This is a genomic window from Erwinia papayae, from assembly GCF_058241465.1.
This window is the reverse complement of sequence record NZ_JBZCHT010000013.1, coordinates 45,620-66,606: the sequence shown is the minus strand read 5'-3', so window position 1 is coordinate 66,606 and position 20,987 is coordinate 45,620. Positions and strand designations below refer to the sequence as shown.

The window sequence follows — 20,987 nt, the reverse complement described above, 5'->3', positions numbered from 1 at the left end:
CTTGCCGGAAAGCCCATGTCACTGCGTTATCTTCAACAGCAACTTGATGGACATCAGCACCTGCTGGTGGCGTACAGCGGCGGGCTGGACTCCAGTGTATTGCTGCATCAGCTGGTCTGCCTACGCCAGCAGTTACCCGAGCTGCATCTGCGGGCGATACATGTTCATCATGGTCTGAATCCGCAGGCAGACAGCTGGGTAAAGCATTGCCGGAAGCAGTGTGCTGAATGGGAGGTTGAGCTGGAGGTGGTAAAGGTGCAGGTGGATGCCAGGGGCAAAGGTATCGAAGCAGCGGCGCGGGCGGTGCGCTATCAGGCTTTTGTTGAGCATCTCCGCCCTGAAGACGCATTGCTGACTGCTCAGCATCAGGACGATCAGTGTGAAACATTGTTACTGGCCCTCAAGCGGGGCAGCGGCCCCGCCGGGCTCTCTGCGATGCCTGCGCGCGGTGTCACGGGGGGGCATGTTCACCTTCGTCCATTACTTAGCTGTTCCCGGCTGCAACTGGAAAACTGGGCGGCAGAGAATCATCTGCAATGGATTGAGGATGACAGCAATCAGGACTGCCGCTATGACCGCAATTTTCTGCGTCAGGCTGTTATCCCTCTGCTGAATGCACGCTGGCCGCATTTTTCTCAGGCGACGGCCCGAAGCGCCAGCCTGTGTGCAGAGCAGGAACAGCTGCTGGATGAACTACTGGCAGAATCACTCGACGCTTTAATTGACCAGCAGGGATCGCTGGCCGTTGCACCACTGGCGGCGATGAGTGATTCCCGACGCAGTGCCTTAATCAGGCGATGGATCGCCCGGCAGCAGGGGCAGATGCCTTCCCGCGATGCGCTCCGACGTATCTGGCTGGAGGTGGCATGCAGTCGTGAAGATGCGGAGCCGCGTCTGTTACTGGGACAGCATGAGATTCGTCGTTATCGCAACCGCCTTTACTGGCTTGCGCTCTGTGAACCTGTACGACATGTGGTGATTGAATGGCCTGCCAGTGTACGGTCTGTTGCTCTCCCTGCCCGGATGGGCTGGCTGGTAAGGCGTGAGTCAGAAGAGAACAATGACGGCCAAAGAAGGGTGGCCGGGCATAATATTTATGAAAAAGAAGCCGGATGCTGTGCGCCATCGGCAGAGGCAATGGTCACCATTCGTCCACCAGCCGGGCATGAGAGGGTAACGGTGCGTTTTCAGGCTCGGGGAAAATTTCATTTTGTTGGTCGGGCAGGCAGCCGCTCACTAAAAAAACTCTGGCAGGATCTGGGAGTGCCGCCGTGGCAGCGTGAGCGTATACCCATGATTTTTTATGATGATCAGTTAATCGCAGCTCCCGGCATTTTTGTCACCCGCGAAGGTCAGGCCGGTACGGGCACCTTCTGGCAGACAGTCTGGCAGAATACGTCAGTATGACTGGCATAAACATTATACAGGTGACAGGGGAGTTGTAGCTGTGCGTTGTAGCAGGTGGGGGGTGATGAAAGAAACAGGGGCGGGAAGCTCCCGCCCGCAGGCGTTAATCAGACTCGCTAACCACGACGGTACCCAGGTCCGGGTGACTGAAACTGGCAATGTGATCCAGGCGCAGCTCACGGACTTCGCCGGAAAGATCGACAGCGAGATATTCGACGTTTTTACGTGACACCATGTCTGTCGCTTTGGCCTTCAGCTGTTCACCATTCTTCAGCGACAGCGCCAGCATCCAGTGGTTCTGGCAGGCGAGTTCCAGGTTATCGTAGTCATCGCAGTTGATCGGTTTATAGGCTTCATTCGTCAACATAATCGCTCACCAATAAGTTTGCAGCAGCATAAGCTGCCTGTTCCCTGATGGAAGAGGGTAGCTCAGCGTTTGCGGCTACCTCATCAAGTGCTTTCAGCACGCAATCCAGCGCATCCGGCACGTATCCCAGGTCGCCACTGCCAATTTCGGCATATTTCTGGCGAACTAATTCACAATACTTTTGCACAATGCACCTCAAGAGTTTTCTCTGGTGTTTTGACGACTATAACACAGGATTTTACGTGAAATCAGCCCGACGGCGGGTGATTTACTGTCTTAACCGGTTACAATAGCAGCCGATAAAGATAAGGAACCTCATGGCACTCAAAGCGACTATTTACAAAGCGGTAATTAATGTTGCCGATATGGACAGAAATGTTTTTATCGACAGCAATCTGACGCTGGCCCGTCACCCTTCCGAAACGGAAGAACGACTGATGCTTCGCCTGCTTGCCTGGTTAGTGCATGCTGACGAAAGATTAATGTTCACCCGTGGCCTGAGCGCAGAGGATGAGCCTGAAATCTGGCTGATGAATGACCATAACGGTATTGAAGTCTGGGTTGAACTGGGCCTTCCGGACGAACGCCGAATCAAAAAAGCCTGCAACCGGGCTTATACACTTACAACGCCCGTGCGGCGCAGATCTGGTGGCAGCAGAATCAACAGAAGCTGACACAGCAGGAGAATCTCAGCATTCGTTTTCTGGATGATCATCAAATGAAGGCGCTGGCCGGGCTTGCTTCTCGCTCGATGACGCTTCAGGCCACGCTACAGGACGGCACCATCTGGCTGTCTGATGAGCATAACCATCTTGAACTCCGCTTCACCGACTGGCTGACAAACGGCAAAATTGTATGATTGTTCTGTCACGCAACGCGACCATCACCAGTGCTGAACTGGAGCTGACGGCGATCAGAGCGCAGGGCAATGGCGGCCAGCATGTTAATAAAAGCGCCACGGCAATCCATCTGCGTTTTGACATCCGCGCCTCAAATTTGCCGGTATGCTTTAAAGAGCGTCTGCTGGCGGCCAGCCATCATCTGATCACCGCAGAAGGTGTGGTGGTGATTAAAGCTCAGGAATACCGTAGCCAGGAGATGAACCGGGAAGCGGCGTTAAAGCGGCTGGAAAATCTCATTCAGGAATTGATGGTGGTTGAGAAAGCGCGACGACCGACGAAGCCCACCCGAGCCTCAGCCCAGCGTCGACTGGTCAGCAAGGCCCGCAAAGCCAGTACCAAATTGCTGCGGGGAAAACCAGGCCGCAGCCAGGATTGATATTCAGGAGGACAGGTGAAAAAAATTGTTGTGGCTGTTCTGACTACACTCTTCTTAGGTTCGTTACTGGGTTGCCAGAACCATCAAAAGGTCATTCCGCCTGCGGCGGAAACGATGGCGCAGGATTATCAGGGGGTGATTCCCTGTGCTGATTGCGAAGGCATTACGGTTTCACTGTCGCTGCAACAGGGAGGACGCTATCGCATCAGCGAACGTTATCAGGGAACCGCAAATCTCAGCGATGTGCAGCAGGGACGCTGGAGCCGCACCGCAGAGAAGCTGGTGCTGATTTCCGATGCGGGGGAAAAACGCTACTTCCGACCTGTACCGGATGGTCTTGAAATGATGGATATGCAGGGTAACCCGATATCGTCAGCAAATAATTACCGTCTGCAAAGGGTGAAGTCTGGAGGCTGAATGCAGCCGGCGTGCTGGTTATTCGCATCCACGTTATGAGCGGCGGGCTGATTAGCCCGCCGCTTTGGATCAGGCTTTCACTTCTCGCACAAGAAAATCCAGGATTTCGCTGGTTTTGATCATGCGTTTTTCGCCTTCGCGACGAGATTTATACTCAATCTCTTCGCTGTCAAGATTACGCTCTCCAATCACGATGGTATGCGGAATGCCAATCAGTTCCATATCGGCAAACATCACACCCGGACGTTCTTTGCGATCGTCCAGAATGACTTCAATGCCTTTGGCGCGTAGCTGCTGATACAGCTCTTCAGCCAGGTCTTGCACGCGGAAGGACTTATGCATGTTCATCGGCAGGATAGCCACCTGGAAAGGGGCCAGCGCGTCTGGCCAGATGATCCCCCGTTCATCATGATTCTGCTCGATAGCGGCGGCAACGATTCGGGTGATACCAATGCCATAGCAGCCCATTGTCAGGGTCTGGTTACGGCCATCTTCGCCCTGTACTGCTGCTTTCATCGCTTCAGAATATTTGCAGCCCAGCTGGAAAATGTGCCCCACCTCGATACCGCGTTTAATCAGCAGCGTACCCTTTCCATCCGGACTGGCATCACCTTCCACCACGTTGCGGATATCTTCCACGCGCGCCAGTGGCAGGTCGCGCTGCCAGTTGATGCCGGTAAAATGTTTACCGTCTTTATTCGCTCCGGCAGCAAAATCGCTCATCACCGCAACGGTGCGGTCTGCGATGACGGGCAGCGTCAGGCCTACGGGTCCCAGCGATCCCGGACCTGCACCGACGGCAGCACGAATCTCTTCTTCGGTAGCAAACGTCAGCGGTGCCGCGATGATGTTAATTTTTTCCGCTTTGACTTCATTGAGTTGGTGATCGCCACGCAGCAGCAGTGCCACCAGCGTGTGGCCACTCTCCTCGCTGGCTTTGACCATGAGAGTTTTGATGGTTTTTTCCACCGGCAGACCAAACTGTTCAACCAGTTCGGCGATGGTTTTTGCGTTCGGGGTGTCGATTTCAATCAGTTCTTGAGTGGCCCCGGCACGGTTTTCCGTCGGGGCTAAGGCTTCTGCCAGCTCCATATTGGCTGCGTAGTCAGACTCCGTTGAAAAAATAATGTCGTCTTCACCACTTTGTGCCAGCACCTGAAACTCGTGAGATGCGCTGCCGCCAATCGAGCCGGTATCAGCCTGCACAGCGCGGAAATCCAGCCCCATACGGGTAAAACTCTGGCTGTATGCGCGGTACATATCATCATAAGTTGCCTGAAGCGACTCCTGCGACGTGTGGAACGAGTAAGCATCTTTCATGATGAATTCCCGGGAACGCATCACGCCAAAACGAGGTCGTACTTCATCGCGAAATTTGGTCTGGATCTGAAAGACATTCAGCGGCAGCTGTTTATATGAACTGAGTTCGTTACGGATCAGGTCAGTAACCACTTCCTCATGCGTTGGACCAAGAACGAAAGGGCGCTCCCCCCGATCCACAAAGCGCAGCAGTTCAGGGCCATACTGTTCCCAACGCCCACTTTCCTGCCATAAATCGGCGGGCTGCACCACTGGCATGGAAATTTCGATCGCACCGGCATTGTTCATCTCTTCACGCACGATGTTTTCGACTTTTTTCAACACGCGCAGGCCGGTTGGTAACCAGGTATACAAACCAGAGGCCAGCTTGCGGATCATACCGGCGCGCAGCATCAACTGATGGCTGATCACTTCGGCGTCGGCTGGCGTCTCCTTCAGAGTGGAGAGCAGATATTGAGTAGTACGCATGAGTTTCGATTCCAGTTAAGCAGAAAGCTTACGAATTAAGCCCGGCAGAAAAATTGCTGGCGGCTAGTGTAACAGCGTGATCAAAGAGTCAAAAGATGCCGGAAGATAAATTAGCGATTGTCGATAGCGGTCACCAGCGTGCCGCTGGCGGTCACGCACCAGCGAACATTGAAATCCAGCAGCAAGGCGGCGTATTCCCGACCCGGGACTTCATTTTTGCGGTAGGCCGGGCGGGGATCCTGCGCAAGGGTCTGGCGGATAAAGCGCTCAAGATGAGGATATCGGGTTTGCTGCCTGGCAATCTGCTGCCGTGCATTGTCTGAGAAGGATACCGGCATATCCATCGCGGGTGGCTCTGAGGCAAAGCCCGCACGGGCCTGAGGTAAAGATTCAGCAAACGGCAGATAAGGCTTGATATCCACTATCGGGGTGCCGTCAACCAGGTCCAGACTACCCAGCTCAAGCACTACCGTTCCTTTTTCCGTGCGAATACCGGTCAGTTCAACCAGTGATATCCCCACGGGATTGGGACGAAAGGTGGAGCGGGTGGCGAAAACGCCCATGCGGGCATTGCCACCCAGTCGGGGAGGAGGAACGGTAGGCCGCCATCCTCCCGACATTGTCTGATGAAAGATAAACAGCAACCAGAGGTGGCTGAATGCCTCCAGTCCCCGCACGGCTTCCGGCTGATTATAGGGGGGCTGTAAATGCAGTTCACCACCGCCGTCCTCAATCAGTCCCGGTTGACGGGGAACGGCAAACTTCTCCTTCCAGGGAGAACGGATGGTGCCAATTTGCTGGAAGGAAAAAGAACTCATTGTTTTGTGACTTTCAGCGCTGAACCTTCACAGACGGCCTGACGGAAACAGCCTTGTGTATTGCTGACAATCTCACAGCGATGCAGCAGAACGGCATTGGCCTTCATGTTGGCTGCATGTGCCTGTAACCGCTTACGTGCCGTACTGATGTTCGGTGGCGAACTTTGTCGGCTGCTCTGGCAATCTTCACCATAAACTTCACCCAAATCGCGGAAAGGGCTGCTCACCAGATCGCTGGCATTCGTGTACAGTTTTACCGGTGCCGGGCGGGAAGCAGGTTTAGCCTGTCCTGACACAGTTTGCGCGGGCTGCCTGAATGGCTCTACAGGTTTATAGGGTTTTTGCAGCAATGAACACCCTGTCAGCGAAAGGGCTAACAAACAGAGCGGTAAAACACGCATGGGAAAATCCTCATGTTCGGTTTTGAAAGTGGCGTTATTGAAACAAGCCTGGTGGCAAATAACAAGCGCTCAGGATGCAACAAAGCGGGCTTTTGCCCGCTTTGATAAAATAATGACAAAAGCACGGTATTTCAGAAGGGATTTACCAACCCTTAACAGCGCCGCCGTTGAAGGTTTTATTTGCCGCTTCGTTTACTTCATCAGACTGGTAAGCCTGCACGAATTTCTTAACGTTTTCAGCATCTTTATTATCTTCGCGCGCCACAATCAGATTGACGTAGGGTGAATTTTTATCTTCGACAAAAATCCCGTCTTTCGCGGGTGTCAGATTGATCTGGCTGGCGTAGGTGGTGTTGATCACAGCCAGTGCAATTTGCTGATCGTCAAGAGAGCGGGGCAATTGTGGTGCTTCCAGCTCGACCAGTTTGATGTTTTTGGGGTTCTCTACCACATCCAGCGAGGTGGGTAACAGACCAACGCCATCTTTTAATTTAATCAAACCGACCTTTTGCAGCAGCAGCAAGGAACGACCAAGGTTGGTGGGATCATTAGGGATAGCAATCTGAGCGCCGTTCTGAAGCTCATCCAGCGATTTGATTTTTCTGGAGTAGCCCGCGATCGGATAGACAAAGGTATTGCCGACCGGCACCAGCTTGTAACCCCGATCTTTAATCTGTTGATCCAGATAAGGCTTATGCTGGAAAGCATTGACATCAATGTCACCTTTACTCAGCGCTTCGTTGGGCAGTACGTAATCGTTAAAGGTGACCAGTTCAACATCCAGCCCGTATTTATCTTTGGCGACTTTCTTCGCTACTTCCGCAACCTGTTGCTCGGCACCGACAATCACGCCGACTTTAATATGGTTAGGATCTTTTTCTTTTTGATCGCAACCAACCAGCGCCAGCGTACCAATCAGCGCGCCCACAGCGGCAAATGTTTTAAAATTAAAAGACATATCCCTTCCTTTCATCAGAACTTATGGTTGTTTATTTGTGAGTGACTGCACGCACGATGCGCTCGCCACAGAACTGGATCAAATACACTAAAACCACTAACAACACTAATACCGTATTCATCACCGTAGCGTTATAACCGATATAACCATATTGAATGCCAATCTGGCCAAGACCTCCGGCTCCGACGGCTCCCCCCATGGCGGAATAGCCGACAAGTGTTATCAGGGTGATGGTCGCAGCATTGATTAAACCTGGCAGCGCTTCCGGTAGCAGAACTTTTTGCACAATCTGCATCGGTGTCGCTCCCATTGCGCGTGAAGCCTCAATCAGACCCGCAGGCAGTTCAAGTAAGGTATTTTCAACCATGCGGGCGATAAATGGCGCTGCGCCAAGAGTCAAAGGCACAATAGCGGCCTGTAAGCCAATCGAAGTACCGACAATCATGCGGGTGAACGGAATCATCCATACCAGTAAAATGATAAAAGGAATGGCGCGAAAAATATTTACCAGTGCTGACAGCGAACGATAAAGCAGACGATTTTCAATAATCTGTTTTGGCCGACTGACATACAGCAGCACGCCTAGTGGCAGGCCGAGTACAAAACCGAAGAGTCCGGAGACAAACGTCATCACCAGTGTTTCCCAGACACCACGGCAGAGCAGCATAATCATTGCTTCAGACATACCCTAACACCTCCACTTTGACATGATGCTCTTTCAGAAAATTGATGGCTGCCTGGGTATCCGCATCTTCACCATGCATCTCTGTCAGCATAATGCCGAACTTCACGCCGCCGGCATAATCCATCTGCGCACTGATAATATTATTATTAATGTTGAACTTGCGTGCCGACTCTGAAAGTAGCGGTGCATCAACTGACTGGCCGGTAAATTCCAGACGTAGCAGCGGTACATTATGCGGGCTGGCTTCCGTAGACAGGCGATCTGCATAATCATCGGGAATGTCCAGATGCAGCGTTGACTGAATAAATTGCTGTGCCAGAGGCGTCTTGGGATGGGAGAAGACTTCACTCACCGTATCATGTTCGATTAACTCACCGTGACTGATCACCGCGACCCGATCACAAATGCGTTTGACCACATCCATTTCATGCGTAATCAGAAGAATGGTGATGCTGAGCCGACGGTTAATGTCTTTCAGCAATTCAAGGATAGAGCGCGTGGTCGCCGGATCAAGGGCGCTGGTGGCCTCATCACTGAGCAAAACTTTTGGATTGCTCGCCAGTGCACGAGCGATAGCAACACGCTGTTTCTGCCCACCTGAAAGATTGGCAGGCCATGAATCATGTTTGTCTGCAAGGCCGACCAGTTCCAGTAGTTCAGTCACTCTGGCCTTGATTTCGGACCTGGAAAGTTTACCCAGTTCCAGCGGCAGGGCGACATTGCCTGCAACCGTTCTGGAATTTAACAGGTTGAAGTGTTGAAAGATCATACCAATCTGACGACGTGCCTGAGTCAGCTGACTTTCTGATAACTTAGTCAAATCCTGATTATCAACCAGCACGGTACCGGATGTTGGACGCTCAAGCAGATTTACGCAGCGAATCAGGGTGCTTTTACCCGCGCCTGAAGCGCCAATGACGCCGTATATCTGTCCCGCAGGGACGTCGAGGCTGACATCAGACAGCGCAGTAATGCTGCGAGTGCCCTGGCGGAACACTTTGGAAATGTGGGAGAGTTTTATCATTTTTCTGGGCAGTACCATTATCCGTGGTGTTTGATTTTAGCGCACTCCAGACAGGGATGTGAGCGAGTGGATGGTAAGGCATCCAGACGTCTGAATCAATCAAAGTGATCCAAACTGGCATTCTCGTTCCAGGTGCAATCATGCGATACTCTCTGGCAATTTTAGTAGCAGGAGTTTCTACGTGGCAGACAAAGTTCCCGCAATCTTTCTTGATCGTGACGGCACGATTAATGTCGATCATGGTTATGTCCATGAGATCGACAACTTTCAGTTTATTGATGGCGTGATTGATGCGCTGCGTGAGCTGAAAAAAATGGGCTATGCGCTGGTCATGGTGACGAATCAGTCGGGTATTGCACGCGGTATTTTTACCGAAGATACCTTCATGCAACTTACCGAATGGATGGACTGGTCGCTGGCGGACCGGGATGTGGATCTTGATGGCATTTATTTCTGTCCTCATCATCCTGATGCCGTGGAGGATGCATATCGTCAACAATGTGATTGCCGTAAGCCGCAGCCCGGGATGCTGCTGTCAGCACAGAAAGAGCTGAACATTGATATGGCAGCTTCTTATATGGTTGGTGACAAAATTGATGACATGCTGGCGGGGCAATCAGCAGGAGTAGGGACAAAGGTTCTGGTTCGTACCGGCAAACCGGTCACCGGGGAGAGTGAAAAAGCGGCAGACTGGGTGATAAACAGTCTGGCAGACCTGCCTTCCAGAATTAAACAGGGCTAAAAAGCAGCGTTTTGCACGAAGTTTCTCCGAACGATAAAAAAGTTCACTTTTGTACTTGCCTTCCTGCGGCGCATCCCTATAATGCGCCTCCATCGAACGGCAGCTGATGAATATTCAGCAGGCTTTAAGATAAAGAGAATTCCTTTAAAGTTAAGGTTGACTCTGTAAGAGGAATGCGTAATATACGCCACCTCGCAACAGCAGCAGCGCTGCCGGTTGCACCGCTCTTTAACAATTTATCAGACAATCTGTGTGGGCACTCACAGGATTGATATCCGCATCTTAGGATGCAAAAAAATATCAAGCCTCAGAGTGAACACGTAATTCATTACGGTTTTTCCTGAGCACCGCTTCACGAGTTGAAGCAAATCAGACTTTTAATTGAAGAGTTTGATCATGGCTCAGATTGAACGCTGGCGGCAGGCCTAACACATGCAAGTCGAACGGTAGCACAGGGGAGCTTGCTCCCCGGGTGACGAGTGGCGGACGGGTGAGTAATGTCTGGGAAACTGCCCGATGGAGGGGGATAACTACTGGAAACGGTAGCTAATACCGCATAACGTCGCAAGACCAAAGTGGGGGACCTTCGGGCCTCACACCATCGGATGTGCCCAGATGGGATTAGCTAGTTGGTGAGGTAACGGCTCACCAAGGCGACGATCCCTAGCTGGTCTGAGAGGATGACCAGCCACACTGGAACTGAGACACGGTCCAGACTCCTACGGGAGGCAGCAGTGGGGAATATTGCACAATGGGCGCAAGCCTGATGCAGCCATGCCGCGTGTATGAAGAAGGCCTTCGGGTTGTAAAGTACTTTCAGCGGGGAGGAAGGGAGTGGAGTTAATAACTTCATTCATTGACGTTACCCGCAGAAGAAGCACCGGCTAACTCCGTGCCAGCAGCCGCGGTAATACGGAGGGTGCAAGCGTTAATCGGAATTACTGGGCGTAAAGCGCACGCAGGCGGTCTGTTAAGTCAGATGTGAAATCCCCGGGCTTAACCTGGGAACTGCATTTGAAACTGGCAGGCTTGAGTCTTGTAGAGGGGGGTAGAATTCCAGGTGTAGCGGTGAAATGCGTAGAGATCTGGAGGAATACCGGTGGCGAAGGCGGCCCCCTGGACAAAGACTGACGCTCAGGTGCGAAAGCGTGGGGAGCAAACAGGATTAGATACCCTGGTAGTCCACGCCGTAAACGATGTCGATTTGGAGGTTGTGCCCTTGAGGCGTGGCTTCCGTAGCTAACGCGTTAAATCGACCGCCTGGGGAGTACGGCCGCAAGGTTAAAACTCAAATGAATTGACGGGGGCCCGCACAAGCGGTGGAGCATGTGGTTTAATTCGATGCAACGCGAAGAACCTTACCTGGCCTTGACATCCACGGAAGACCTCAGAGATGGGGTTGTGCCTTCGGGAACCGTGAGACAGGTGCTGCATGGCTGTCGTCAGCTCGTGTTGTGAAATGTTGGGTTAAGTCCCGCAACGAGCGCAACCCTTATCCTTTGTTGCCATCGGTTCGGCCGGGAACTCAAAGGAGACTGCCGGTGATAAACCGGAGGAAGGTGGGGATGACGTCAAGTCATCATGGCCCTTACGGCCAGGGCTACACACGTGCTACAATGGCGCATACAAAGAGAAGCGACCTCGCGAGAGCAAGCGGACCTCATAAAGTGCGTCGTAGTCCGGATCGGAGTCTGCAACTCGACTCCGTGAAGTCGGAATCGCTAGTAATCGTGGATCAGAATGCCACGGTGAATACGTTCCCGGGCCTTGTACACACCGCCCGTCACACCATGGGAGTGGGTTGCAAAAGAAGTAGGTAGCTTAACCTTCGGGAGGGCGCTTACCACTTTGTGATTCATGACTGGGGTGAAGTCGTAACAAGGTAACCGTAGGGGAACCTGCGGTTGGATCACCTCCTTACCTGAAGATACCTTCCCGTGCAGTGCTCACACAGATTGTCTGATAGAAAAGTAACGAGCAGAAAAAACCTCTACAGGCTTGTAGCTCAGGTGGTTAGAGCGCACCCCTGATAAGGGTGAGGTCGGTGGTTCAAGTCCACTCAGGCCTACCAGATTTTCCCTCATGCCGCGTTGTGACGATAACTCGCATAGCAAACTATGCTTCGCATCGCCACGCCTTGCCTGAGAAAAAATTGCCTTTCTCAATCGGGAGAAAAGCTGAGTGGTAGTAGACGGTCTCTGCACACTGTATGGGGCTATAGCTCAGCTGGGAGAGCGCCTGCCTTGCACGCAGGAGGTCAGCGGTTCGATCCCGCTTAGCTCCACCATGCAGTTGTCAACAGTACGTCAGAGCATGCCGGAAACGGTGTGCTGCGACGTATTATGCTCTTTAACAATCCGGAACAAGCTGAAAATTTGAAACGACATGTTGTGGTCATTCTCCGTAATAAGAATGGCATAACGACATGTTCGGGTCTCTCAAATGCTTACAACATGCAGCGTGACTCTGTCGGAGTAACGAACGAGCAAGGTCGTGGCAAGGCGTCAGCGCGCAGCAGGGCGGAGTGGACTGATGTCCATGAGCACTGCAAGCACTGCATAACGCGGCCATGACGACGCGCAGTCGTTACGAAACCAGAAGAAAGGACGCCTGTGGGTTGTGAGGTTAAGTGACTAAGCGTACACGGTGGATGCCCTGGCAGTCAGAGGCGATGAAGGGCGTGCTAATCTGCGATAAGCGTCGGTAAGGTGATATGAACCGCGATACCCGACGATACCCGAATGGGGAAACCCGGTGCACTCAGTGCATCATTGCAGCATGAATACATAGTGCTGCAAGGCGAACCGGGGGAACTGAAACATCTAAGTACCCCGAGGAAAAGAAATCAACCGAGATTCCCCCAGTAGCGGCGAGCGAACGGGGAGGAGCCCGGAACCATCATCGGCTTGTGCATCAGTGGAAGCGTCTGGAAAGTCGCAGGATACAGGGTGATACTCCCGTACACGAAGAGGCACAGGTCGTGAGTTCGAAGAGTAGGGCGGGACACGTGGTATCCTGTCTGAATATGGGGGGACCATCCTCCAAGGCTAAATACTCCTGACTGACCGATAGTGAACCAGTACCGTGAGGGAAAGGCGAAAAGAACCCCGGCGAGGGGAGTGAAACAGAACCTGAAACCGTGTACGTACAAGCAGTGGGAGCACCTTCGTGGTGTGACTGCGTACCTTTTGTATAATGGGTCAGCGACTTGTATTCTGTAGCAAGGTTAACCGTATAGGGGAGCCGAAGGGAAACCGAGTCTTAACCGGGCGTTAAGTTGCAGGGTACAGACCCGAAACCCGGTGATCTAGCCATGGGCAGGTTGAAGGTTGGGTAACACTAACTGGAGGACCGAACCGACTGATGTTGAAAAATCAGCGGATGACCTGTGGCTGGGGGTGAAAGGCCAATCAAACCGGGAGATAGCTGGTTCTCCCCGAAAGCTATTTAGGTAGCGCCTCGTGAACTCATCTCCGGGGGTAGAGCACTGTTTCGGCCAGGGGGCCATCCCGGCTTACCGATCCGATGCAAACTGCGAATACCGGAGAATGTTATCACGGGAGACACACGGCGGGTGCTAACGTCCGTCGTGAAGAGGGAAACAACCCAGACCGCCAGCTAAGGTCCCAAAGTCATGGTTAAGTGGGAAACGATGTGGGAAGGCCCAGACAGCCAGGATGTTGGCTTAGAAGCAGCCATCATTTAAAGAAAGCGTAATAGCTCACTGGTCGAGTCGGCCTGCGCGGAAGATGTAACGGGGCTAAACCATGCACCGAAGCTGCGGCAGCGGCGCGCAAGCGTTGTTGGGTAGGGGAGCGTTCTGTAAGCCTGCGAAGGTGGCCTGTGAGGGCTGCTGGAGGTATCAGAAGTGCGAATGCTGACATAAGTAACGATAAAGCGGGTGAAAAGCCCGCTCGCCGGAAGACCAAGGGTTCCTGTCCAACGTTAATCGGGGCAGGGTGAGTCGACCCCTAAGGCGAGGCCGAAAGGCGTAGTCGATGGGAAACGGGTTAATATTCCCGTACTTGGTGTTGCTGCGAAGGGGGGACGGAGAAGGCTGTGTCAGCCGGGCGACGGTCGTCCCGGTTTAAGCGTGTAGGCTGGTTTTCCAGGCAAATCCGGAAAATCAAGGCTGAGGCGTGATGACGAGGCACCACGGTGCTGAAGTGACAGATGCCCTGCTTCCAGGAAAAGCCTCTAAGCATCAGGCAACACGAAATCGTACCCGAAACCGACACAGGTGGTCAGGTAGAGAATACCAAGGCGCTTGAGAGAACCCGGGTGAAGGAACTAGGCAAAATGGTGCCGTAACTTCGGGAGAAGGCACGCTGGCGCGTAGGTGGAGGGACTTGCTCCCCGAGCCGAGGCCAGTCGAAGATACCAGCTGGCTGCAACTGTTTATTAAAAACACAGCACTGTGCAAACACGAAAGTGGACGTATACGGTGTGACGCCTGCCCGGTGCCGGAAGGTTAATTGATGGGGTTATGGGTAACCAGAAGCTCCTGATCGAAGCCCCGGTAAACGGCGGCCGTAACTATAACGGTCCTAAGGTAGCGAAATTCCTTGTCGGGTAAGTTCCGACCTGCACGAATGGCGTAATGATGGCCAGGCTGTCTCCACCCGGGACTCAGTGAAATTGAACTCGCTGTGAAGATGCAGTGTACCCGCGGCAAGACGGAAAGACCCCGTGAACCTTTACTACAGCTTGACACTGAACGCTGAGCCTTGATGTGCAGGATAGGTGGGAGGCTTTGAAGCGTGGACGCCAGTCTGCGCGGAGCCATCCTTGAAATACCACCCTTTAACGTTTGGCGTTCTAACCTTGCGCCGTGATCCGGCGCGGGGACAGTGTCTGGTGGGTAGTTTGACTGGGGCGGTCTCCTCCCAAAGCGTAACGGAGGAGCACGAAGGTTGGCTAATCCTGGTCGGACATCAGGAGGTTAGTGCAATGGCATAAGCCAGCTTGACTGCGAGCGTGACGGCGCGAGCAGGTGCGAAAGCAGGTCATAGTGATCCGGTGGTTCTGAATGGAAGGGCCATCGCTCAACGGATAAAAGGTACTCCGGGGATAACAGGCTGATACCGCCCAAGAGTTCATATCGACGGCGGTGTTTGGCACCTCGATGTCGGCTCATCACATCCTGGGGCTGAAGCAGGTCCCAAGGGTACGGCTGTTCGCCGTTTAAAGTGGTACGCGAGCTGGGTTTAGAACGTCGTGAGACAGTTCGGTCCCTATCTGCCGTGGGCGCTGGAGAATTGAGGGGGTTTGCTCCCAGTACGAGAGGACCGGAGTGAACGCACCGCTGGTGTTCGGGTTGTCACGCCAGTGGCACTGCCCGGTAGCTAAGTGCGGAAAAGATAAGCGCTGAAAGCATCTAAGCGCGAAACTTGCCCCGAGATGAGTTCTCCCTGTGGCTTTAAGCCACCCGAAGGGACGTTGAAGACGACGACGTTGATAGGCCGGATGTGTAAGCGCAGCGATGCGTTGAGCTGACCGGTACTAATGACCCGAGAGGCTTAACCTTACAACGCCAGAGGCGTTCTGTTGAGAGACAGTGAATAATTTTCAGCTTGTGACGGATAAGTAATTTGCAGGGAACGTGAGATTTTGTGCTGAGAGAAGGCGGCAGGCGAAGGAAAGGAAAGAGCATACATAAGTATGCGACTGACTTTACGAGCGCAGGCAACGCGGTATCAGGGCAAAAGAAGCGTTTTGTGCACCAAGATTTGCCTGGCGGCCGTAGCGCGGTGGTCCCACCTGACCCCATGCCGAACTCAGAAGTGAAACGCCGTAGCGCCGATGGTAGTGTGGGGTCTCCCCATGCGAGAGTAGGGAACTGCCAGGCATCAACTAAAGCGAAGACCCCGACCGTAAGGCCGGGGTTTTTTGCGTTTTTCCCCAATAAAAAAAGCGGATACCCCCTCCCGGGCCGACTTTTACCTCTGAAGACCTCAGCGCCGGGTGCGCAGCCATGCGGCAATAAAATCAGCAATCTGCGGCGGGTCATTGAGATCCAGCAGGGGGCACGTCACCGGGATGCTACGGTCGCTGGCCTGTCCGGCAGTACGTCACCGGCCCGGCACCGCCCCTGTACACGCCTGCCAGCCACGTTCCTTTCGTTTCTTGCCCAGATATCCCGCCTTATTACCATCCCCCCTGCTGTCAGAGAAAATCCCCAGTTTTTCAGGGACAAACCTCGCTTTTGCATCAAAAAATCGCTTCTGTATCTGGCTCATTTTTCTGCCTGAGATGAAACATTTTCAACTATCAGATGAGGCCTCGACATTTGTCGGGTGCCACGCTATCTTCGGCTGTCTGGATGTCTGAACGTTTAAATGGTTAGTTGAGGAAAAGGTTATGCCAATCAGGGTGCCTGATGAATTACCAGCAGTGAATTTCCTGCGCAACGAGAATGTCTTTGTGATGACGTCTTCGCGCGCCAGTATTCAGGAAATTCGCCCGTTAAAAGTGCTGGTGCTGAATCTGATGCCGAAAAAGATCGAAACTGAAAACCAGTTTCTTCGCCTGCTTTCCTACTCGCCGCTTCAAATCGATATCCAGTTGCTGAGAATTGACAATCGTGAATCGCGCAATACTCCTATGGATCATCTGAATAATTTCTACTGTAATTTTGATGATATACAGCATGATAATTTTGACGGCCTGATCGTCACTGGCGCACCGCTGGGACTGATCGATTTTAATGATGTCGCTTACTGGCCGCAGATCCAGAGCGTGTTGCACTGGGCAAAAGAGCATGTTACTTCCACACTGTTTGTATGCTGGGCAGTACAGGCAGCACTGAATATTCTTTACGGTATCCCTAAGCACACCCGTGATAAGAAACTCTCTGGCGTCTTCGAACATCAAATCCTGCACCCTCACGCGTTGCTCACCAGGGGCTTCGATGACAGTTTCCTGGCACCGCATTCACGCTATGCTGATTTTCCTGCTGAACTAATACGTGATTACACCGACCTGGATATCTTCGCGGAGTCAGAAGAAACGGGAGCATACCTGTTCGCCAGCAAGGATAAGCGTCTGGCTTTTGTTACCGGCCATCCTGAATATGATGCTCTGACGTTATCTGGTGAGTACCATCGTGACTGTGAAGCCGGACTGAATCCTGAAGTGCCCCACAACTATTTCCCACACAACAATCCGGCATTGCCCCCGCGCGCCAGCTGGCGTAGCCACGGCAACCTGCTGTTTTCTAACTGGCTCAACTATTACGTTTACCAGATTACTCCATATGATCTGCGGCATATGAATCCTACGCTTGAGTAGCCTGTAGCTATATCCGTGTAATTATTATTTCCGTCAGATATGGCCGGTTTGCCTGTCACCCGGCTAGTGCAATATCGAACGCTGGCCGGCGTCGGAACTGCACTGATTGCCGATGTAAACCGACAGCCCGCTATTTTCAGGCCGACGGCGTTTCGGCCTGCTGCTCCTCTCTGACCTCAACGGCAATATACAACGCATCGTAGCGCCAGTACTCAATGTCACAGTCGATGATCCGGTCATCCCGGTCACGGTTAATGCGGGTAATAAACAGTGCCGGACTGCCTGCTGCCACCTTCAACGCTGGCGCGGCAGATTTAGGTAACGGCATAGGCAGCATGTTAAACCCTACCCGCCCATAACGAATCCCGTACTCCTGCTGATACAAACAGGTAAGCGAACGGGTCAAATCAAAGCTCAGCAGATCAGGAAAATAGTGGGGATTGAGATAGTGCTCGACATAGAGCACGGCACGCCCATCAATACGCCGCAGTCGACAGATGCGATACACATCATCCCCTTCGTGCATTTCCAGTTTCGCCGCGACGTCAAGACTGACTTTTACCTTGCGGGCATCCAGCACCTCGGTCTGCGCCGTGCGCCCTTGCTGTTCAGCCATGGCGTGAAAGTGGCTGCGCAACAGGGGATCATAGGCCAGTCGTGGTGGGGCAATAAACCAGCCACGCCGCAGTTCACGGTAGATCATTCCCTGTGATTCCAGCTGTCCCAGCGCTTCACGTAAAGTGATGCGGGTCGTGGAGAACTGCTCGCTCAGCTCACGCTCGGAAGGCAGTCGGCCACTGGCGGCAAAATCGCCTTCTCTGATACGTACGGCCAGCGTCTGACAAATCACATCCACAGTTAATGCTTTCATCACATCAATGCCTCAGTTTGGTGCGAAGCTGCACAGAATCAGAACGCCCGAAACATCTCCTCACCAGACTGATATCGTGCCCTCTTTCTGGACTAGTCCAGTGGGAATCAGCGCTGACATAAAACTGTCATCGGATCAGGCTAGATTGGCTCGGTTCTTGCTGGACTAGTCCAGTAAGCCATTCAACTTATCACCTGGAGCAGCAGTTATGAAATCTTTGTTCGCATCTGTGTTAGCCAGTGCCATTTTCCTTGCCCTACCGGGTGCTCATGCCGCAGGTAACGACCTTGCCATGCTGGAAAAGGCGGCGAAGAGTGAAGGACAGGTCAACAGCGTCGGTATGCCGGACAGCTGGGCGAACTGGAAAGATACCTGGGCCGACATCACCAGTAAATATGGTATTCAGCACAGTGATACTGACATGTCCAGCGCCCAGGAACTGGCGAAATTTGCTGCTGAGAAAAGCAATGCCAGCGCCGATATTGGTGATGTGGGCGCGGCTTTTGGTCCTGTTGCCGTACAGAAAGACCTGGCTCAGCCTTACAAACCCACGAACTGGGATCAGGTGCCTGCCTGGGCAAAAGATCCGGAAGGTAACTGGATGCTGGCTTACACCGGCACCATTGCATTTATCGTTAATAAAGATCAGGTGAAAGATGTGCCGCACAGCTGGGCCGATCTTAAAAAAGGTAAATATGTGGTGACTATTGGTGATGTGGGCGTGGCGGCGCAGGCAGCAAACGGTGTGCTGGCGGCAGCTTATGCCATGGGTGGTAGCGAAAAGAACCTTAAGCCTGCTCTGAATTTCTTTAGCGATCTGGCGAAAGAAGGTCGTCTTGGCGTCACCGATCCGGTAATTGCCAATATTGAGAAGGGCGAGATTCAGGTGGCGGTGGTGTGGGACTTTAATGGTCTGAACTACCGCGATCAGATTGATAAAAATCGTTTTGCCGTGGTGATCCCCTCTGATGGCAGTATCACCTCCGGCTATACCACCATCATTAACAAATATGCGAAGCATCCTAACGCCGCCAAACTGGCGCGTGAATACATCTTTTCTGATGCCGGTCAGATTAACCTGGCTCGCGGCTATGCTCGCCCGATCCGCGCCGAACATCTGACCCTGCCTGCTGACGTTCAGGCAAAGCTGCTGCCCAACTCTGAGTATAAAAATGCGCACCCAATTGCGGATACCCAGGCCTGGGATAAAGCCAGCAAAATGCTGCCGCGTCTGTGGCAGGAAAACGTCATTATCAACATGAAGCAATAAGGACCGGCGATGAAAACGATTCTGGTGGTGCTGGACGGTCTGAGTTACACCGTGGCACAACATGCGATGGGCTATTTGCAGGCGGAATGTGCTCAGGGAAACGGACAGCTCTACCAGATGACATGTGAGCTGCCCTCGCTTTCCCGCCCGTTATACGAATGCATTTTTACCGGGGTGACGCCGGTGAACAGCGGTATTATTCACAACGGTGTCAACCGGTTAAGTAAAGAACGCAGTATTTTTCACTACGCCCGCGCCTGCGGTCTGACGACGGCCGCTGCCGCATACTACTGGGTTAGTGAGCTGTATAATCGTTCACCCTGGCTGTCTGTTCGCGATCGTCACACGACAGACACGGAACTGCCGATTCAGTACGGTCATTTTTACCACGATGACAGCTATCCGGATTCACACCTGTTTGAAGATGCGGAAAGTTTGCGCCTGCGTGTTGATCCACATTTTCTGCTGATCCACCCGATGAATATTGATGATGCCGGCCATCAGTTTGGCCTCTCGACGGCACAGTACCGGAATCGTGCGCGGATGGCTGACGGCTATCTTTCGCACTGGATGCCGGGATGGCTGGCGGAGGGCTACCAGGTGGTGGTGACTTCCGACCACGGAATGAACGACGATCGCAGCCACGGCGGTACGCTGCCGGAAGAGACACAGGTGCCGCTGTTTGTCTTTGGTAAATCCTTCTCTCTGCAAACGTCGGTGGTTCCATTGCAGACCGAACTCTGTGGCACCCTGTGCGAGATTCTGGGTGTGGCGCACGATAAGCCGGTCTGCACGGTGCTACTCAATCAGGAGCGCGCATGATGAAAGGAAAAGGAATCGCGCTGCTGTGTCTGCTGCCCTTTGCGCTGTTTTATCTTGCTTTTCAGGTCGCTCCGCTGGTGTGGATTGCCATCAACAGTTTCTACAGCGAAATGAACGAAGCCTGGGGTTGGGGAAATTACATTGATATTCTCACCTCCGGTTTCTATCAGCAGGCCATCCGTTTCTCGCTGGAGATCTCTTTCTGGTCGAGCCTCTACGGACTGATTATTGCGTTGCTGGGGGGATACTCACTGCATCAACTGGGGGGAGGTAAGCTACACCGTTTTTTCATCTCCTTCACCAACATGACCAGTAACTTCGCGGGTGTACCTCTGGCATTTGCCTTTGTGATCCTGCTGGGACTGAATGGCTGCCTGACGATGCTGATGCGCAGCCACGGGCTGATGGAAAGTTTTAAGCTTTACTCTGGCAGTGGATTGATTGTGGTTTACACCTGGTTCCAGATTCCCCTGGGGCTTCTCCTTCTCTATCCCGCCTTTGACGGGCTGAAAAAAGACTGGCAGGAGTCAGCGGCACTCCTCGGTGCCAGCCGCTGGCGCTACTGGTGGCACATCGGGCTGCCCATCCTCACGCCAGCGCTACTCGGTACTTTCGTTATTTTGCTGGCTAACGCCCTGGGCGCTTACGCCACCATTTATGCCCTGACCACCGGAAACTTCAATGTGGTGCCGGTACGAATTGCGGCGCTGGTTTCGGGAGATATTTCCCTCGACCCCAATATGGGCAGCGCGTTGGCGATGTTGCTGGTGGTGCTGATGTCGGCAATCACCGTGGTTCATCAGTGGCTGGTTCGTCGCAGCTACCAGAATGCACGCTGACAGGAGAGGA

The 20,987-nt window shown here is 53.0% G+C and carries 17 protein-coding genes, 2 tRNA genes, 3 rRNA genes and 2 pseudogenes; 14 read left to right on the top strand and 10 right to left on the bottom strand.

The genetic code is table 11. The annotated features are described in order from the left end of the window. Nucleotides 1-15: 15 nt before the first annotated feature. Nucleotides 16-1,407, top strand: a complete 1,392-nt coding sequence (tilS, locus tag AC3RPL_RS16480) for a tRNA lysidine(34) synthetase TilS (protein ID WP_490740846.1) — start codon at nucleotides 16-18, stop codon at nucleotides 1,405-1,407. A gap of 103 nt (nucleotides 1,408-1,510) precedes the next feature. Here tilS and rof read toward each other — a convergent pair whose 3' ends face one another. Both rof and AC3RPL_RS16470 read right to left on the bottom strand, forming a co-directional pair. Then, nucleotides 1,511-1,774, bottom strand: a complete 264-nt coding sequence (rof, locus tag AC3RPL_RS16475; protein ID WP_261643902.1) for a Rho-binding antiterminator — start codon at nucleotides 1,772-1,774, stop codon at nucleotides 1,511-1,513. Beyond that, nucleotides 1,761-1,961: a YaeP family protein gene (locus tag AC3RPL_RS16470; protein ID WP_034937331.1), complete on the bottom strand. Its 201-nt coding sequence runs from the start codon at nucleotides 1,959-1,961 to the stop codon at nucleotides 1,761-1,763. The genes rof and AC3RPL_RS16470 overlap by 14 nt, the downstream gene beginning before the upstream one ends. Nucleotides 1,962-2,091: 130 nt before the next feature. Here AC3RPL_RS16470 and AC3RPL_RS16465 point away from each other — a divergent pair. From AC3RPL_RS16465 to AC3RPL_RS16455, 3 genes and pseudogenes are all read left to right on the top strand, one after another. After that, nucleotides 2,092-2,633 (top strand): annotated as a pseudogene (locus AC3RPL_RS16465) (YaeQ family protein). Next, the gene (gene arfB / locus AC3RPL_RS16460; RefSeq protein ID WP_490740845.1) at nucleotides 2,630-3,052 is read left to right on the top strand and encodes an alternative ribosome rescue aminoacyl-tRNA hydrolase ArfB; all 423 of its coding nucleotides are present in this window, start codon (nucleotides 2,630-2,632) and stop codon (nucleotides 3,050-3,052) included. The pseudogene AC3RPL_RS16465 and the gene arfB overlap by 4 nt, the downstream one beginning before the upstream one ends. 15 nt (nucleotides 3,053-3,067) lie before the next feature. Next, the gene (locus AC3RPL_RS16455) at nucleotides 3,068-3,469 is read left to right on the top strand and encodes a copper resistance protein NlpE N-terminal domain-containing protein (RefSeq protein WP_490740844.1); all 402 of its coding nucleotides are present in this window, start codon (nucleotides 3,068-3,070) and stop codon (nucleotides 3,467-3,469) included. A gap of 69 nt (nucleotides 3,470-3,538) precedes the next feature. On the opposite strand, the gene proS is transcribed toward AC3RPL_RS16455, so the two are convergent. The 6 genes from proS to metN all read right to left on the bottom strand — a co-directional run bounded on the left by proS (nucleotide 3,539) and on the right by metN (nucleotide 9,143). Continuing rightward, the gene (proS, locus tag AC3RPL_RS16450; RefSeq protein ID WP_490740843.1) at nucleotides 3,539-5,257 is read right to left on the bottom strand and encodes a proline--tRNA ligase; all 1,719 of its coding nucleotides are present in this window, start codon (nucleotides 5,255-5,257) and stop codon (nucleotides 3,539-3,541) included. 110 nt (nucleotides 5,258-5,367) lie between these two features. After that, nucleotides 5,368-6,075, bottom strand: a complete 708-nt coding sequence (gene tsaA / locus AC3RPL_RS16445; RefSeq protein ID WP_490740842.1) for a tRNA (N6-threonylcarbamoyladenosine(37)-N6)-methyltransferase TrmO — start codon at nucleotides 6,073-6,075, stop codon at nucleotides 5,368-5,370. Further along, the gene (gene rcsF / locus AC3RPL_RS16440; RefSeq protein ID WP_034937346.1) at nucleotides 6,072-6,476 is read right to left on the bottom strand and encodes an envelope stress sensor lipoprotein RcsF; all 405 of its coding nucleotides are present in this window, start codon (nucleotides 6,474-6,476) and stop codon (nucleotides 6,072-6,074) included. The genes tsaA and rcsF overlap by 4 nt, the downstream gene beginning before the upstream one ends. A gap of 142 nt (nucleotides 6,477-6,618) precedes the next feature. Then, on the bottom strand, nucleotides 6,619-7,434 hold the full coding sequence (locus AC3RPL_RS16435; RefSeq protein WP_034937350.1) for a MetQ/NlpA family lipoprotein: 816 nt from the start codon (nucleotides 7,432-7,434) through the stop codon (nucleotides 6,619-6,621). A gap of 31 nt (nucleotides 7,435-7,465) precedes the next feature. Next, nucleotides 7,466-8,119 (bottom strand): methionine ABC transporter permease MetI, encoded by a 654-nt coding sequence (locus AC3RPL_RS16430; protein ID WP_490740841.1) that lies wholly within the window; start codon nucleotides 8,117-8,119, stop codon nucleotides 7,466-7,468. After that, nucleotides 8,112-9,143 carry a methionine ABC transporter ATP-binding protein MetN gene (metN, locus tag AC3RPL_RS16425; protein ID WP_490740840.1) on the bottom strand — a complete coding sequence of 344 codons (1,032 nt, stop codon included), beginning with the start codon at nucleotides 9,141-9,143 and terminating at the stop codon, nucleotides 8,112-8,114. The genes AC3RPL_RS16430 and metN overlap by 8 nt, the downstream gene beginning before the upstream one ends. Before the next feature lie 181 nt (nucleotides 9,144-9,324). Here metN and gmhB point away from each other — a divergent pair, with 181 nt between their 5' ends. The 6 genes from gmhB (at nucleotide 9,325) to rrf (ending at nucleotide 15,733) form a co-directional block, all read left to right on the top strand. Continuing rightward, nucleotides 9,325-9,885: a D-glycero-beta-D-manno-heptose 1,7-bisphosphate 7-phosphatase gene (gene gmhB / locus AC3RPL_RS16420; RefSeq protein ID WP_034937355.1), complete on the top strand. Its 561-nt coding sequence runs from the start codon at nucleotides 9,325-9,327 to the stop codon at nucleotides 9,883-9,885. A gap of 378 nt (nucleotides 9,886-10,263) precedes the next feature. Next, a 16S ribosomal RNA gene (locus AC3RPL_RS16415) occupies nucleotides 10,264-11,805 on the top strand. A 74-nt stretch (nucleotides 11,806-11,879) separates the two neighbouring features. Next, nucleotides 11,880-11,956, top strand: a tRNA-Ile gene (locus AC3RPL_RS16410). 140 nt (nucleotides 11,957-12,096) lie between these two features. Beyond that, nucleotides 12,097-12,172, top strand: a tRNA-Ala gene (locus AC3RPL_RS16405). 336 nt (nucleotides 12,173-12,508) lie between these two features. Next, nucleotides 12,509-15,412, top strand: a 23S ribosomal RNA gene (locus AC3RPL_RS16400). Nucleotides 15,413-15,617: 205 nt separating this feature from the next. Further along, nucleotides 15,618-15,733, top strand: a 5S ribosomal RNA gene (gene rrf, locus AC3RPL_RS16395). Together the 16S, 23S and 5S rRNA genes with 2 tRNA genes alongside form the textbook arrangement of a ribosomal RNA operon. Nucleotides 15,734-15,839: 106 nt before the next feature. Here the strand turns inward: rrf and AC3RPL_RS16390 are convergent. Continuing rightward, nucleotides 15,840-15,953 (bottom strand): annotated as a pseudogene (locus AC3RPL_RS16390) (molybdopterin-guanine dinucleotide biosynthesis protein B); the annotation flags it as partial. 292 nt (nucleotides 15,954-16,245) lie between these two features. Between AC3RPL_RS16390 and metA the strand changes: the two are divergent. Then, nucleotides 16,246-17,175, top strand: coding sequence for a homoserine O-succinyltransferase MetA (gene metA / locus AC3RPL_RS16385; protein ID WP_490740839.1), 930 nt, complete (start codon nucleotides 16,246-16,248; stop codon nucleotides 17,173-17,175). Between the two features lie 136 nt (nucleotides 17,176-17,311). Here metA and AC3RPL_RS16380 read toward each other — a convergent pair whose 3' ends face one another. Then, on the bottom strand, nucleotides 17,312-18,046 hold the full coding sequence (locus AC3RPL_RS16380) for a UTRA domain-containing protein (RefSeq protein ID WP_034935065.1): 735 nt from the start codon (nucleotides 18,044-18,046) through the stop codon (nucleotides 17,312-17,314). A gap of 208 nt (nucleotides 18,047-18,254) precedes the next feature. Here AC3RPL_RS16380 and AC3RPL_RS16375 point away from each other — a divergent pair, with 208 nt between their 5' ends. The 3 genes from AC3RPL_RS16375 to AC3RPL_RS16365 are packed head-to-tail and all read left to right on the top strand — an operon-like array spanning nucleotide 18,255 to nucleotide 20,977. Continuing rightward, nucleotides 18,255-19,316, top strand: coding sequence for an ABC transporter substrate-binding protein (locus tag AC3RPL_RS16375; RefSeq protein ID WP_490740838.1), 1,062 nt, complete (start codon nucleotides 18,255-18,257; stop codon nucleotides 19,314-19,316). A 9-nt stretch (nucleotides 19,317-19,325) separates the two neighbouring features. Beyond that, nucleotides 19,326-20,138, top strand: a complete 813-nt coding sequence (locus AC3RPL_RS16370; RefSeq protein ID WP_490740837.1) for an alkaline phosphatase family protein — start codon at nucleotides 19,326-19,328, stop codon at nucleotides 20,136-20,138. Further along, on the top strand, nucleotides 20,138-20,977 hold the full coding sequence (locus tag AC3RPL_RS16365) for an ABC transporter permease (protein ID WP_490742070.1): 840 nt from the start codon (nucleotides 20,138-20,140) through the stop codon (nucleotides 20,975-20,977). The genes AC3RPL_RS16370 and AC3RPL_RS16365 overlap by 1 nt, the downstream gene beginning before the upstream one ends. The last annotated feature ends 10 nt before the right edge of the window (nucleotides 20,978-20,987 follow it).

Excerpts from the sequence above, each read along its gene's own strand:
- AC3RPL_RS16370 (WP_490740837.1), top strand. The coding sequence starts at position 19,326 with ATGAAAACGATTCTGGTGGTGCTGGACGGTCTGAGTTACACCGTGGCA.
- tsaA (WP_490740842.1), bottom strand. The coding sequence starts at position 6,075 with ATGAGTTCTTTTTCCTTCCAGCAAATTGGCACCATCCGTTCTCCCTGG.
- metN (WP_490740840.1), bottom strand. The coding sequence starts at position 9,143 with ATGATAAAACTCTCCCACATTTCCAAAGTGTTCCGCCAGGGCACTCGC.
- AC3RPL_RS16375 (WP_490740838.1), top strand. The coding sequence starts at position 18,255 with ATGAAATCTTTGTTCGCATCTGTGTTAGCCAGTGCCATTTTCCTTGCC.
- proS (WP_490740843.1), bottom strand. The coding sequence starts at position 5,257 with ATGCGTACTACTCAATATCTGCTCTCCACTCTGAAGGAGACGCCAGCC.
- AC3RPL_RS16365 (WP_490742070.1), top strand. The coding sequence starts at position 20,138 with ATGAAAGGAAAAGGAATCGCGCTGCTGTGTCTGCTGCCCTTTGCGCTG.
- tilS (WP_490740846.1), top strand. The coding sequence starts at position 16 with ATGTCACTGCGTTATCTTCAACAGCAACTTGATGGACATCAGCACCTG.
- AC3RPL_RS16435 (WP_034937350.1), bottom strand. The coding sequence starts at position 7,434 with ATGTCTTTTAATTTTAAAACATTTGCCGCTGTGGGCGCGCTGATTGGT.
- rof (WP_261643902.1), bottom strand. The coding sequence starts at position 1,774 with ATGTTGACGAATGAAGCCTATAAACCGATCAACTGCGATGACTACGAT.
- AC3RPL_RS16430 (WP_490740841.1), bottom strand. The coding sequence starts at position 8,119 with ATGTCTGAAGCAATGATTATGCTGCTCTGCCGTGGTGTCTGGGAAACA.
- arfB (WP_490740845.1), top strand. The coding sequence starts at position 2,630 with ATGATTGTTCTGTCACGCAACGCGACCATCACCAGTGCTGAACTGGAG.
- rcsF (WP_034937346.1), bottom strand. The coding sequence starts at position 6,476 with ATGCGTGTTTTACCGCTCTGTTTGTTAGCCCTTTCGCTGACAGGGTGT.
- AC3RPL_RS16380 (WP_034935065.1), bottom strand. The coding sequence starts at position 18,046 with ATGAAAGCATTAACTGTGGATGTGATTTGTCAGACGCTGGCCGTACGT.
- metA (WP_490740839.1), top strand. The coding sequence starts at position 16,246 with ATGCCAATCAGGGTGCCTGATGAATTACCAGCAGTGAATTTCCTGCGC.